At 57.3% G+C, this 12,923-nt stretch carries 14 protein-coding genes, 1 tRNA gene and 1 CRISPR repeat array; of the genes, 6 read left to right on the top strand and 9 right to left on the bottom strand.

Annotated features, from left to right (window positions below; genetic code table 11):
* Window positions 1-3 precede the first annotated feature (3 nt).
* From HFX_RS06325 to HFX_RS06290, 6 genes are all read left to right on the top strand, one after another.
* Window positions 4-291, top strand: a complete 288-nt coding sequence (locus HFX_RS06325; RefSeq protein WP_014732265.1) for a hypothetical protein — start codon at window positions 4-6, stop codon at window positions 289-291.
* Window positions 292-506: 215 nt separating this feature from the next.
* Complete coding sequence (locus HFX_RS06315; RefSeq protein WP_004057242.1) at window positions 507-695, top strand: hypothetical protein; 189 nt, start codon at window positions 507-509, stop codon at window positions 693-695.
* 577 nt (window positions 696-1,272) lie between these two features.
* Complete coding sequence (locus HFX_RS06305) at window positions 1,273-1,530, top strand: hypothetical protein (RefSeq protein ID WP_004057243.1); 258 nt, start codon at window positions 1,273-1,275, stop codon at window positions 1,528-1,530.
* Window positions 1,531-1,635: 105 nt separating this feature from the next.
* Window positions 1,636-2,718: a CRISPR direct-repeat array (repeat unit 30 nt; unit sequence GCTTCAACCCAACTAGGGTTCGTCTGTAAC).
* 187 nt (window positions 2,719-2,905) lie between these two features.
* On the top strand, window positions 2,906-4,456 hold the full coding sequence (locus HFX_RS06300) for a hypothetical protein (RefSeq protein ID WP_004057244.1): 1,551 nt from the start codon (window positions 2,906-2,908) through the stop codon (window positions 4,454-4,456).
* A gap of 180 nt (window positions 4,457-4,636) precedes the next feature.
* Entirely contained in the window at window positions 4,637-5,257 is a 621-nt protein-coding gene (locus HFX_RS06295; protein ID WP_004057245.1) for a site-specific integrase, read from the top strand.
* A 94-nt stretch (window positions 5,258-5,351) separates the two neighbouring features.
* Window positions 5,352-5,555, top strand: coding sequence for a hypothetical protein (locus HFX_RS06290; protein ID WP_004057246.1), 204 nt, complete (start codon window positions 5,352-5,354; stop codon window positions 5,553-5,555).
* A 66-nt stretch (window positions 5,556-5,621) separates the two neighbouring features.
* On the opposite strand, the gene HFX_RS06285 is transcribed toward HFX_RS06290, so the two are convergent.
* From HFX_RS06285 to HFX_RS06250, 9 genes are all read right to left on the bottom strand, one after another.
* Complete coding sequence (locus tag HFX_RS06285; RefSeq protein WP_004057247.1) at window positions 5,622-6,143, bottom strand: hypothetical protein; 522 nt, start codon at window positions 6,141-6,143, stop codon at window positions 5,622-5,624.
* A 380-nt stretch (window positions 6,144-6,523) separates the two neighbouring features.
* Window positions 6,524-8,650 (bottom strand): DUF7845 domain-containing protein, encoded by a 2,127-nt coding sequence (locus tag HFX_RS06280; protein ID WP_014732263.1) that lies wholly within the window; start codon window positions 8,648-8,650, stop codon window positions 6,524-6,526.
* Window positions 8,647-9,228, bottom strand: coding sequence for a DNA N-6-adenine-methyltransferase (locus HFX_RS19085; RefSeq protein WP_081603751.1), 582 nt, complete (start codon window positions 9,226-9,228; stop codon window positions 8,647-8,649). The genes HFX_RS06280 and HFX_RS19085 overlap by 4 nt, the downstream gene beginning before the upstream one ends.
* On the bottom strand, window positions 9,225-9,785 hold the full coding sequence (locus HFX_RS06270; protein ID WP_014732262.1) for a hypothetical protein: 561 nt from the start codon (window positions 9,783-9,785) through the stop codon (window positions 9,225-9,227). The genes HFX_RS19085 and HFX_RS06270 overlap by 4 nt, the downstream gene beginning before the upstream one ends.
* Entirely contained in the window at window positions 9,782-10,249 is a 468-nt protein-coding gene (locus tag HFX_RS06265; RefSeq protein ID WP_004572387.1) for a hypothetical protein, read from the bottom strand. The genes HFX_RS06270 and HFX_RS06265 overlap by 4 nt, the downstream gene beginning before the upstream one ends.
* 91 nt (window positions 10,250-10,340) lie before the next feature.
* A tRNA-Trp gene (locus tag HFX_RS19625) sits at window positions 10,341-10,517 on the bottom strand.
* A 56-nt stretch (window positions 10,518-10,573) separates the two neighbouring features.
* The gene (locus HFX_RS06260; RefSeq protein WP_004572388.1) at window positions 10,574-10,774 is read right to left on the bottom strand and encodes a DUF5795 family protein; all 201 of its coding nucleotides are present in this window, start codon (window positions 10,772-10,774) and stop codon (window positions 10,574-10,576) included.
* 100 nt (window positions 10,775-10,874) lie between these two features.
* A complete protein-coding gene (locus HFX_RS06255) occupies window positions 10,875-11,261 on the bottom strand; it encodes a secondary thiamine-phosphate synthase enzyme YjbQ (protein ID WP_004572389.1) in 387 nt (128 codons plus the stop codon).
* Between the two features lie 86 nt (window positions 11,262-11,347).
* Entirely contained in the window at window positions 11,348-12,268 is a 921-nt protein-coding gene (locus HFX_RS06250; protein ID WP_014732261.1) for a DUF5794 domain-containing protein, read from the bottom strand.
* Window positions 12,269-12,923 lie beyond the last annotated feature (655 nt).

Below are 12,923 nucleotides of genomic sequence, written 5' to 3'. Positions count from 1 at the left end.
ACAATGAGGATAGCACAATCGTTCACTGAAGCGTACGAGGACCGGAATCGAGAGATAGTCGTCCTTGTTCCTAAAGTCTGGACGTGGACATGGCGTGTCGGCATATCGCTGTTGTTGATTGCACTGGCGACGGCACGCTTCGAAGCTGCTGGCGGCGATCCGACCGGTCTCGGTGGTATCGGTATCGCCTGTATCTTGCTTGGGTTGTTCTGTCCGTTCATCATTGACCTAAGTGGTGCAATTCTGGCTCTCAGAGACTTTGACGAAAGCGAAGGTGGTCCGCATGACTGATCGACAGCAAGGGCGTATGGAGCGGGACTCCCTTGGGAGATTGATACTCCGCCGAGTCACCGTATCTGTATTCAGTCTGTTGATGTCTCTGGGATGGATTGCGCTGATCCTGGGATTTGATCAACTTGGCGTCGTCTTGCTCGGCGGTGCAGTTGCGATAGGGGTAGTCGGTGCCGGACTCTACGAACACACGCAGATGCTGGAGGTGCGTTAGATTGACAGATGAGGTTTACCGCGCATCGGTCGACTCGTGGGACGACGTCGAGTTCGTGATGACGGGTACGGCCGACGCCGTCGACGGAGACGGCTTGACGATGTCGGCCCGCTCATTACAGCCGACGGAGAAGAGCGTGCTGGAGATCGTCGTCGACGGCGAAGTCAGGGGGCGGTTCATCCGTGAGTGAGATGTCCTCAGAAGGTGCTGAGAGACCAATTTTGGACCCCGACTACTGCGGGCCGATGAATTACTTCGGTGTGCTGCTCACCCTGCGGAGTGGTGATGAGATCAAACTTGACGCGAAGGGTGGGACAAGGGCGTTCAACCCTAATGCGCCGGGAAATGTCCAAGAGAACACCGGGATCGTGTCTCAACTACTTACAGTAGTAGAGTCATTCACACGCGAGCTGCGTCGAAATGGCCGACTCTGGCCCGCTGGCTATCGAAACGTTGTCTGTCGCGACGAGGAGGGCGGCAAGTGGCGTCTCCAGGCGAGCTACGATTCGGATGGTGGGGGCCTCGCAGAGATCGCGCGCCCAGATGGTCCTACATTCCGACAAAAAACGGACGGGCGGTGGGGTGAGGGGCGGATCTCGAACGTGGATATCACTTTCAGAGGTGAGGCAAGTGACCGATGAGTCCCCCGGACGCACTCATCGTGAGATGGCCATCCATATTGACTACCTCCGAACTGCGCTCGGCTGGATGCACGTTCGGGAGAATGGCGACGGCCTCGACGAACCACGAGGTAGGAGGAAGCGACTATGAGTGGCAAGTTGCTCGGTGCTATCAAGCACGTATCGAAGCCAGTCGCAGTGCTCACAGTCGTCGTTTCGATCACACTCGGCGTCTCTTGGTTCTCAACATCGCCACCGAGACACGTTTGGTTTCATCAGGAGACGGTCACCGTGACGCGAACAGTCAATCCGTGGTGGATGGCCGGTGTTGACGTGCTTCCCATCCTTGTGATTATCCTCGTTACTTGGGTGATGATGTCCATCGGTCCACGAAGGATTCACTGATGTCGCCCGTCAGGGTACCTCCGAGAATCGACTATTTTCGGAAGTCCTCACGAGAAAGGGTTCGTCTGTAACCGGAGCATAGAGGAGAGTCTGGAAGAGATGCAAGCTTCAACCCAACTAGGGTTCGTCTGTAACATTCGTCAGGAGATTTAATAGTCCTCGATGAGGAAACGGCTTCAACCCAACTAGGGTTCGTCTGTAACCGTCGATCGTGCGCTCGGTGTCGACGCCGAGGAGTTTGCTTCAACCCAACTAGGGTTCGTCTGTAACCGGGACACACCAATGCAGAAGTTAGGGAAGACCTCAGCTTCAACCCAACTAGGGTTCGTCTGTAACCACGAACCTTGCCTACGCCAACCGCGCGGGCACCAACGCTTCAACCCAACTAGGGTTCGTCTGTAACTGGGCGCTACAAACGGGTTCGGTGGTATCATATTTGCTTCAACCCAACTAGGGTTCGTCTGTAACACCACCGAGCAAGACGACATTATCTCGCAAGTCGAGCTTCAACCCAACTAGGGTTCGTCTGTAACCGTTGCGGTCGAGTATCGAATCAACCCACGATGGGCTTCAACCCAACTAGGGTTCGTCTGTAACAGGGCTGTTCGTGTTTTCCGTGCCACACTTTAGTACGCTTCAACCCAACTAGGGTTCGTCTGTAACCTGAACGTCACTAATCTCGAAGATGGAGAGAAGTACGCTTCAACCCAACTAGGGTTCGTCTGTAACCGCTCAGGCGACGAAGCGGACAAGGGGACAGTTGAGCTTCAACCCAACTAGGGTTCGTCTGTAACAGGTCTATCTTATAGGCCGTTGCACGCTCTCCAGTCAGCTTCAACCCAACTAGGGTTCGTCTGTAACTTTATCACACGGTCAGAGATTGTCCGAGACATCCCCAGCTTCAACCCAACTAGGGTTCGTCTGTAACGAGGATGCGTCGTTGCGTTCCAGTCAATGGTTCTTGCTTCAACCCAACTAGGGTTCGTCTGTAACACGCAGGGGGTGGGTGGTGATGGACCCATCATCAGCTTCAACCCAACTAGGGTTCGTCTGTAACACAAGATGGACCCGAACGACCGCTCGGCGATGCACGCTTCAACCCAACTAGGGTTCGTCTGTAACCAACTCATCCGCGTCGACGCGGACGACTCCTCGGGAGCTTCAACCCAACTAGGGTTCGTCTGTAACCATGCCCAATCTGAGGGCATACAGTCTCCTACACACTGCTCACACTCAACAGTTTCCGTCGACCCCCAATAACCCTCAACCCCCCCCGGGGGTCGACGGAAATTCAGGTCAGGACCCACGTAACGGACTTCCGAGATTCGGGTTTTCTCGGAGTAGAGCTATCAGATAGGCAACTATACTACCAGTCATGGCCGAGGACAATGAACTTCCCGTCTGGCACGTCGTAGACCTCGAAGTGGATGACTCTCTGTCGTGTTCAGAAAAACTGACTGAAGTGCAGAGTATCGTTGATTCACTCTCCTACCAGTCCCTCTCGCACGTCTCAATTATAATGGAGGACTGTGCAGCGACCGAACCAGAACTGTGCTTAGAAACAGCGTTCCTCATAGCAACCAAGATTCGCGCTTACAGTGGTGACCTGCGGAACGGGTTGGAAGCCGTCGGTGACGCCGATATCGACACGGTCAACAAGTTCGTTATCAACACGCTTGACAATAACCCGATCAAGGACGTTCATCCTCTAAATTCACTCATACCACACCTCTACCGCGGGAACGAAGACGACCTCGTAGAACAATTCGAGACCTGGCGAATCAAACACGAATGGTTCTGGTACCGCGCAGTCGATCAAACACTGGTTCACTACGTTCGAGACGCCGCAAAACCGAGCGAAGAGTTCAGTGGTGGGATTCGAACGATTCGATCGGAACTCAAGAAGATAGCTGACGCGGAGGGACTTGACCCGGAAGATAACACCGGTGGGAACACGCTCCTTGAGAAAACGCATGATCTCTTGGACGACATCTACTGGGCAGAAGTTGATGAAGCCCGGATTAAACAGAATATCGCCTCATACCCGAACTTAGAAGAGTTTCTGCGGGAACGAGACTCTTGGTTGGACGAACTCACCGAGCATAACGAACATGCGCTGGCGAAGTACCTTTCCCACCCGTATTCAGAATCTGAAGCGGATCGCATACTGCAAGATAACGACGCTGAAGTGAAGGAACAGCAGAAAGCAGAGCGATCACTTCGAAAAATCCGAATCCTCGATTACTACGACCGTCTCATTGACGTGATTGACGTGGGGAACGAACCGACGGGGGAACTCAGAGATCGTCTCTTAGACCGCCCGCAGTTCGAGAAAGCAATCGCCGAATTAGAAGTGGTAGACGCCCTCCGTAGAGAGTTCCACACTGTAGAAGTGGAGCCGACAATTCCTGGTACAGCTGGTGACAGCCAAGTTGACTGTAAGATCACGAGCACGGCGGACCCGATTTGGGTTGAAATAACCCATCCGGACCCGACGGAGTCAGCTGCGGTTGGTGACTTTTGGACCGCGACGGCAGATCCAGAGAAGAGTTATGTGCGAACGATAGTGACAAGGAAAGCGGACCAGATAATCGAAGCGAAGGAAGCGGGCGGCTTGACGATGCTTGTGATGAAAAACGAGGCGTCACGGTTTGAACACGTCGAAGTGGAGAGTTATGCAGCCGGTCCTGAAATGGCTGTGCTCCCAGAAGACGCAAATGAACCAGTGATAGTGAGAGGAGAGTCGGGACCTGAACTGAACGATGATGACGTCACGGATCACCTAGACATCCTCGTGAATTTCGAGACGCACGATGTGGATGACGCCAGTTTGGACGGGCAGGTGTATGTGCTGAACGGAGAAGACGTTGATCAACAGGTGGCTAGGAAATTGGCGTCAGCCTTCTCGGTCGAGTCACCTAATTGATCCACTGCCGACCGGAACCCTCTGTAGTTACCCTTCGATCTTCAACTAGTTCCGAGAATAACCTATTCTCGTAACCTCCGGCGCATCGAAGCCACCAAATCGGCCTGTTTTCACTCGAGATCGACCCGACCCAACTAGCTAAGGTTCCGGAAAACAGAGCCAACTACCAAGACCGGAACCATGCAAGCACGCCCATATCCATCGAAGTCAGGAAAGCGACTGTGGCTCTCACGCGCGGAACAAGAGAAACTCCTCTCGCTCGTCGAGGACGAGTACCCACGTCGTCGCATCGCACTCGACCTCGCGCTTCACGGTCTCCGCAGCGACGAAGTCCGGAACGTCGAGCCGCGACACTTCGAGCCCCTCGACGACCAGGGGAAGTGGCGACTCACCGTCCCCGACGGGAAATCCGGCGCTCGGGACACGCCGGTATCGCAGTCTCTTCGCGAACGCGTGAAGTACCTGAAGTCCGCAGCGCGGATGCGAGCTGACGAACCAATCATCGATGTCTCGACCCGGTCACTGCGAGATTGGATTGTTGAGGCACGCGGAAAGTTGGCTGATGACCTCGACGACGACCGCTGGCACGACCTCGGGATGCACGACCTTCGCCGGACGTGGGCGACGGATACGTTCTACTCGCTCGCGTTCGAGGGTGTTCCTATTGCTGAGGAGTTGACGATGGCGTGGGGCGGATGGGCGATGACCGACTCCGGGCGTGAGACGTTCCGTCGGAACTACCTCGGTCCGGTGCCGGATCACATCACCTCGAAAGCGATGGCTCATCTGTCCATTTCGTGATGTCAGACGAAATCAACTCAATTACTCAATATCGTCAGACAAAAAGAACAACTGTCTGACACAGGTTTATGGATGAAAGTGGAGTTGAACGAATATGGTCAAAATCCACAAACACACCGCGAATCTGATAGAGAGTAAAAGAAGAGCCGTTCACCAGTGGGCAGAGAATCTACTGGTGTATGCGGTAATTATGTTCCTCTTCTACGGCGTTTTGATATTATCTGTTGTCGGGTTTTTGGCAGTGGTTTTCGCGTACATAGTCTCAGACGACGATGTTGTTGAGGAGATGATGGGTTAAACACGCTAAGAGAGGCAGTTTCGCCCAGTCTGTGCGATTACGAGAGTACACGCACATGGGGAAAAGTCAGGATTCTAACTCAGAGGTTCGTTCCTGAATGAATGCCTGGATTGAGGCGATAAATTCGCTGAAGTCGCTCACTATTCCTTCACGGTCCAGTATTTCTTCTGCCATTTGGGGACGCCCTCGACGCTGCTCGTCTCCGTATTTATACATTTTTCTCAATGTCCCAAGTAGAGAACTCACAGATTCCTGCCTTTCGGGGTCCAAGAACACCTTTGATTGCCGGGCAGTTGATTCAAACGACGCAAGTGCGTCATTTGCATCTATGAGAAATTCATCGCTCAAGTCTCCGTTTGAGGATCTCCTCATGTAGTCCTGTGCTACAGCATGGCAATGCTCTGCATCTTCCAGCAGTTGAATCAGCAGTTCAGCCTCCTTTTCCAATAAATGGTCTGCTCTGCGTCTATTATTTTCCGCCTGTGTGGCTATTTGTTGGGACTTTAGACTCCCCCAATATCCGAGTGCAGCCCCAGCAAGAGCGACTGTACCAGTGATTATCGAACCGATGTGTTGTTCGATGGCCATGCTGGAACCAAAGACCGAATTTAGAAAACCGTTTGGTGTACAGACACGTCTCATCGGCTAACCTGCCCGCACACCGATGAAGCTTATAGCTGAAATTTTTCGCGCGCGGCAAGCCGCGCCGAGTAGGCGCGGCGACCCCCGTTTCATGTGTTTCATCTGGAGTCTGCGCAGCAGACTCCGGTAATCTTGGTGTGTGGCTCTTTAGCCACACATCTAACGGAGAATCAGGGGGGACCCCCGGATTCGAAGTGACGGCGGTGGCGGTCGCTGGGCGGTCGAGACGACGTCCAGAAAATTGCACCCGCTACGCGCCTGAAAAACCTGCAAAAGAAGCCGCTTCTACACTGGAAGGACAGTGTCGCCACTCAGCAAACAGAACGTCAGCCGACGAGCTGACGGAGTTCACCGAAGCTGTACGTCAACGGAGCGGAGGTGTCGTAGGCCTCACCGACAACAGCGAACTCGCGGGCGAACTGCTTCCAGTCGTTCCCAGTCACCTCTGCCCACCTCGCAGCGCCAGTCCGAAGGATACGCTTGACCTCCTGGCGCGTCTCCTGTGGTGCAAGCTCGAGACGCTCGCGACCGTCGTCGCGATCATCGGAACGGCCACGGACGTAGTTGCGCAGCCAGCGTTCCCACGGGCCGTCTCCACCGCCGTAGGTGTCCGCGCGGATGATGTCGTCGGCAGCTTCCTCGAGCGTGGCCTCGACAGTCCGCCGCGCGGACTCAATGTGTTCGACGATCCCGTTCGCGATGTGCTTCGACGCGAGTTCGACGTGACCGTACTCGTGGATGACCAGGTCGCCGAGACGCTTCAACGACTTATACACAGTATCGATATCTTTGCCAATCGCCTCGGCGAGTTCCGCTGGTGACCAGTTACCGCCGTCGGTCGCGAGTTCGTCGACGAGGTCGATATCGGTCTCGTACATATTCCCAGCGGCGGCGAACTTCCGAATCTCGTCGTCCTGCTGCTGGGCGATACGCGGCAGCGGGTTGTCGATGACTTTGACCATCCGCGCCTCGCCGTCGACGGCGAAGTAGTCATCCGCGACGTACTTCTGGTGGTCCGGCGTCACTGGCAGGTCTGACCAGTTCAGGACGTTCAAGAGTCCTTCTTCGAGTTCCTTGTAGAGGCTCTCGACGTCCTTGAATCGGAGGACATCGTCGTACAGTGAGTTCTGATAGGAGACACCGATTTTCGGGTTCTCCAAAGGAGTCCCTTCGACGGCGTCGGGGTTGCGGACGTGGTAGTGTTTGAACTCCTTCGGGAGTTCGTGTCCACCGACGACCTCGGCAGCGCGCATCGCGCAGATCGTCGCGGTGTGGTAGTAGCCAGCGCACTCGCGGTCATCGCGAACAGTCTTCGAGTAGCCGCTTCGCTCACGACCAAGAATCAGTGAAATGCGGTGGAGTGTGCCGTCGAGCGCGAACACCTTGCCAGTCTCGCCCTTCTTCGCGCGCACGTAAAGCTCGGCGTCAGTGATGTTCGACGAGTCGTGGACATTCTCCGGCGAGAGTGCCTGATAATCGATTCCAGTAAAAGAATTCCAACCGAATTCGTCTTGCCGCTCGCGAAGTTCGCGCAGCGCCTCGAACAGCACGCTCGGGTACTGGTCGAACTCGAAGTAACTCCCACGCGTCTCGACGTCGACGCCGAGAATGCCGTGGGGATTCGGAATCGACTTGCCGCTCTTGGACTCGATACCGGGCCATCGCGGCCGGACACGGAAGTACGCGCGCTTCCGGTTGTCGTCCTTCGCGTCCGTGAACGAGCTGTAGGCTTCGGGATAGACGCGGACGATGAACTCGGGGACTTCGTCTCCCTCGAGTCGCCAGTCCCATCGACCGAGATCGGTATCGTCGTCTGGCGTCGCGAGACCAGGCTCGTCGGCGTACCCGAACTCGACGTTCCACTCTTCGTCATCGAACTCGATCCCGGCGCGGAGGTTGCCGTACTCTTCGAAGTCGTGCATTTTGTAGAGTGAGACGAGTCCGAAGTAGGTTTTCAGCGACTTATCCCACTTGAGGTACGCCGCGAACTCGTGCGGTTGCGGCAAGAGGAACTTCCGAAGACCTGAAACGGCTGTCTTCGAGTCTTGCCCGCGCATCGTCCGAGCGCGTACGCCACGCTTCTGACGACGCTCGTGCATCTCTGCCTCCGCGCACGAGTAGAAGTGATCCTCGCGAACGTCCCTCCGAATGTGCGTACCACTACAGAAGCGACACTCACCGGTCGGTTCGAGGTCGCAGTTCCATTCGTGTTCGAGCGCGGCTTCTTCGCTCTCGAAGGTCGTCTGGCAGTACCGACATGCGGCGACGTACTCGGGCAGTTCGAACTCGACGCGGTCGCGTTCCTCCTGGACGTCTTCGTCGAGGTGTTCCGGAACGTACTCACCTTCAACTGCGGACGCGACGGTGTCGTCTTCGTCCGACGTGACGGCGGTCGCCTCGTCGAGGACCGAAAACTCCGCGACGACCTCGCCGGGATGCGGGTCGTCGCTCACCGCCGGTCACCTCCAAATCTCGTCTGGATGGCCGGTTCGTAGACAGTCTTCCCACGGATGACCGCCCCGAGTGTATCAAGCGCATCGAGAAGCGGACGCTGTACCTCGCCAAATACGGAAATCGACAGTTGGAATGAGGGGTTTCGGTTTTCACCGATGAACGGTATCCGACCCGGACCGACGAGACAGATCGCTTCTGCTTCGAGAACGTGGTCATGGAACCAGTGAGCGGAGGTATCCGCTGGAAGAAGCATGACCACGACGTCGACGGCGTCGCGGCTCGCTTCGGTTCGTGCTTTCTGTAACCAGTCGTGTTTCGCGCTTCCGTCACCGTTCGTGGACCACGGCGGGTTACAGAACACCTTCCCGTGCCATGGTTGTCTCAGGCCGTCGTCCTCTGCAGTAAACCGTGTCGGAGCGATTGGCGTAGGTTCGGCACCACTTGCGGAGTCAAGGTCGAAACCCCCGACTGCGCGTGAAAGGGGCCGCCAAATCTCCGGAGGAGTAGCGTACTCGTTATCGTCCGGGTCTTGCTGGTGGCCCGCTAGCGTACCCTGGACTGACTGACGGTCGCTCACCGCCGGTCACCTCCGTAGGCGATGCGAACATCTTGACCGAACCAGTCGATGATAGACTGCGAGGAGTAATCGCAGATATCACAGACAGAGACGCCAACGACAGTGCCGCGCCGCCATCGGTGCTGTCCCTCGTCGCATGGGCCGTCCTGCGTCCGCTGACGGAGTTCCGCGAGGACGATGCGGCGATGGTCGTAGAGGTCATCAGCGCGCCACGAGACGAGCCAGACGGCCCGCTCTTCGGCGTCGGATTGCACTTTCGAGAGAACTTGGCGCGCACCGGACGACCGAAGGTAAGTCTGGAAGCGTGTCTCGTAGTCGGTCGAGCGCCACGAGACAGCAAGTGCATCGTCAACGTCGTCGTCTTTCTCAGCGGCTTCTTCGACCCGACGACGAGCCTTTTCCAGAGACTCTGGTGGTGCGAGGTGCGGGACCGCACGGTCAATGAGGTCATCGGCCCACTCGGGCACATCTTGGACGATGGCGAAGACGCGATCCCGGCCTGCTGGAATGGCTTCGCCGTTCGCGAGCGCCGTGAAATAGGTTCCGCGGACGCTCACTGCCCTTCGACCTCCTTGGGCGCGAAGACCTGCGTCCAAGTGACCTGTGCGTAGTCGGAGCGGGTCTTCCGCGAGACCCACGAGAAATCAAACTCGTCGACGAGGCTCGCCGGGACGACCTTCGCGGCGATGATGTCACGCGCAGGATTCGGCGCACAGACGGCGAAGAGGTAGACGCCGCCCTCCTCGAGGAGGTGCTCGTGTTGGCTCCGTCGGAGAAGGAACCGTCCGCGGCGCTGCGCTTCGCCGTAGACGACCATCGCGCTCTTGATTTCGACGACAGTCCCGGGTTTGAGGAGACAGATACCGACGAACGGGAGGTCACGACTCGGCGTGAGTAAGTCGACAGTGACTGCGTCGTGATGTTCGTGCTCGTGGTCCGAAACGTGCCGTAGCTCTGTGTGAACCTGAAGAAGGGTTGATTCGACGGTGTCTCCCGCCTTCCGAGAGGGCGCGAGACTCATGCCGATTCACCCCCTGAGAGGGGGACTAACGTAAGGTTAGTGGAGCGCTGTTGCTCCTTAATTAATCCACACGAAAAGGTTATTTTAGGTATGGGGCCGGAGGGATTTGAACCCCCGATCGACTGATATCTCCGGTGTGCGCCTCGGAACTCCAGAGGGTCGTCAACACGACCGATGATCAGTCGGCCGCTCAGTATATCAGCTGGAGTGTCGTCCCGGGCGCCAAGCCTCTGGAGTCAGTCGCCATGCCGGGCTTGGCCACAGCCCCGATTCGATCTGTCTGCACTCTCTCGTATGGCGATTTTTCTTAAAGGGGTTTCGATTCTATTCGTCGCGGTCGTCGTCCGCCCAGTCGCACTCCTGGCACTTGTAGGCGGTCACGAATTCCGTCACACTCGGCATGTAGCCGACCTGAATCACGTTTTCTCCACAGTCGGGACACTCGAAATCGGCGTCCTGAATCGGCTCGGCTTCCATCGGTCGTTCACCCTCGACGAGTTCGGCGAGCGTCTCTGGTGTGACCATCCGTCCTTGTACGACGCGGTTGCTCATATCCGAGCAACCGTCCCGAGGTAAGTAAGCCCTCCGCCAACACCTCGCCGTACTGTAAAATCAGATTTTGAACCTATGGAGTTGCCACAGTCACCGTTCGCGTCCGCGGGCCGTCGCACTCGACGAGGAGCACCGACTGCCACCGCCCGAGGTCGAGTGTGCCGTCGGCGACCGGAATCGAGATGCCGTTGCCGACCAGCAGCGCGCGGAGGTGCGAATCCGCATTCCCGTCGAGTTTGTCGTGGTCCCACCCTTCGTCAGGCACGGTCCCGGCGAGCATCGATTCGATATCGCCGAGGAGACGCGACTCAGCTTCGTTGACACAGACGCCCGCAGTGGTGTGTTGCGAAAAGACCGTACAGACGCCGTCGTAGTCGGATGGAAGCGCGTCGGCGACCTTGTCGGTCACGTCGAGAGCCTGCAGACGCCTGTCTGTTTGTACGTCGAAGGTTCGGCGCATACACGATGTTCGACGGCCGCGAGAAAAAGTCGTCCGGGAACCATACGTGGCGGCTGTCAGACGCTTACCGTGACACCGTCCCTCGCTTACAACCAGGGGGCGCGCGACTCTTCTTCGCCGGGGTAGCCGTAGCCCGGCTTAGATGCATCCTCGTCGTCACCGGCCTGTGCGATACCGTCGTCGGTCAGCGCGTTCAGGTCGGCGTCTTCGTCCGCGTCCTGATACCCGTCGTACGCGTCGTCCTGTGCGACATCGTCGCCGCCGTCGGCGACAGCGCCGTTCACGTCGGCACCGTCGGCGGCCGCGAGGTCGTCGAAGTCAGCTTCCCCCTCATCCGCCGACCCGGGGTCGAAGGCGAACAGCGCGGTGACGCCGAGGACGCCCAGTGCGACGGGTGCCTTAGTCGGCATCAGGCCGAGCACGTCCAGCGCCAGCATGCCGAGGGCGACCGAACTCCCGAAGCGGAAGAGATTGATATCGACGTTTCCGCGGAGGCGTGGGGCGAACAGCGCGATAGCGCCCGCAAAGCCGACGCCGGTCCCGGCGGCGGCACCGGCGCTCACGAGGCGCGTCAGGTTCGGATTGACGATGAATTCGAATCCGGACGGTTCGAAGCTCGCCACGAGTCCGAACCCGATGATGATGCTCGGAGAGGGGAGATACTCGCCGACCTTCGAGGAGGCCGTCTTCGCGGCGACCGCCAGGATGACGAGGCCAGCGAAGCGGTGGAAGGTCTCGAACCTCAGCACCGTCTCGATCGTCTCGGCGACGGCGGCCTCGGCGACCGCAATCGGGATGAGAATCGCACCGAGTATGAGGATGGACGTGAGCTGTTCGCGGCGCGTGCCGTCCATCTCGGCGAGGATGACCGCGACGGTAGCCGACCCACCGAAGATGAGCAGACCGGTCTGGAGAATGCCCGTGACCGACAGGCCTCCTGCTGCGGTCGTCAACGCCCCCGCCATAATGAGTGCGGGGAAGATGCCGTCGACGAGAGGCAGCGCCATGACGGTCGCAAGCAGGCGGGTGGCACCACCGACCTGCTGCTCGAGGCGAAGGGCGACAGGGTGGCGTGAGACACTCATTCGATGTTACTGGCCTTCACCATGGCCCAAGCGGCGATAAGGACGCAATTCGGACAAGTGCGTACGAAGATGTCGTACCCGAAGTCCTGGTCCATTGTGTCCTTTATTGAACTCCCGTTTAAATGTCTGCCACATGGGTGTAAAGAGAATGCCGGAGTCGGAGGTCATTTGACCGGCAATGCGCGATGCGGCGGGACACGTGGAGTCCATACAGGATAGAATTGGGACAGGAGTATTAAACGTTGTGTGGGATACGACCGCATGGAACATGTGCATCGACACCACCAATATAAAAAGAAGGCTACGATTTGTCGGTTTTCTCTCCGATTTCCTACGATATTGCGATACACGTTCGTGAATATGGCGATTATTCACGATGGAATAGGCGTGAATATTCCTCAGTGGCGAGGTGCGCGGTTGTTCAGCGACCGATTCGTGACAAAGTGTTGCCTCGTCACCTGTCCCGCGAGTGAGTCTGTGAGTTGGTGCCTGTGAGTTGGTGCCTGTGAGTTGGTGCCTGTGAGTTGGTGCACTTGTTGCGGGTGCGTGCAGCCAAACATAACCACGCCCGTGTATA

The sequence above is a fragment of the Haloferax mediterranei ATCC 33500 genome, from assembly GCF_000306765.2.
GTDB classification, from domain to species: domain Archaea; phylum Halobacteriota; class Halobacteria; order Halobacteriales; family Haloferacaceae; genus Haloferax; species Haloferax mediterranei.
Note: the sequence above shows the minus strand (reverse complement) of the source record. Positions and strands in the feature narration are given on the sequence as shown.

What these genes read in the sequence shown, in the direction of transcription:
- HFX_RS06295 (WP_004057245.1), top strand. Translation starts at nt 4,637, where the DNA reads ATGCAAGCACGCCCATATCCATCGAAGTCAGGAAAGCGACTGTGGCTC.
- HFX_RS06290 (WP_004057246.1), top strand. Translation starts at nt 5,352, where the DNA reads ATGGTCAAAATCCACAAACACACCGCGAATCTGATAGAGAGTAAAAGA.
- HFX_RS06285 (WP_004057247.1), bottom strand. Translation starts at nt 6,143, where the DNA reads ATGGCCATCGAACAACACATCGGTTCGATAATCACTGGTACAGTCGCT.
- HFX_RS06265 (WP_004572387.1), bottom strand. Translation starts at nt 10,249, where the DNA reads ATGAGTCTCGCGCCCTCTCGGAAGGCGGGAGACACCGTCGAATCAACC.
- HFX_RS06305 (WP_004057243.1), top strand. Translation starts at nt 1,273, where the DNA reads ATGAGTGGCAAGTTGCTCGGTGCTATCAAGCACGTATCGAAGCCAGTC.
- HFX_RS06250 (WP_014732261.1), bottom strand. Translation starts at nt 12,268, where the DNA reads ATGGCGCTGCCTCTCGTCGACGGCATCTTCCCCGCACTCATTATGGCG.
- HFX_RS06255 (WP_004572389.1), bottom strand. Translation starts at nt 11,261, where the DNA reads ATGCGCCGAACCTTCGACGTACAAACAGACAGGCGTCTGCAGGCTCTC.
- HFX_RS06300 (WP_004057244.1), top strand. Translation starts at nt 2,906, where the DNA reads ATGGCCGAGGACAATGAACTTCCCGTCTGGCACGTCGTAGACCTCGAA.
- HFX_RS06325 (WP_014732265.1), top strand. Translation starts at nt 4, where the DNA reads ATGAGGATAGCACAATCGTTCACTGAAGCGTACGAGGACCGGAATCGA.
- HFX_RS06260 (WP_004572388.1), bottom strand. Translation starts at nt 10,774, where the DNA reads ATGGTCACACCAGAGACGCTCGCCGAACTCGTCGAGGGTGAACGACCG.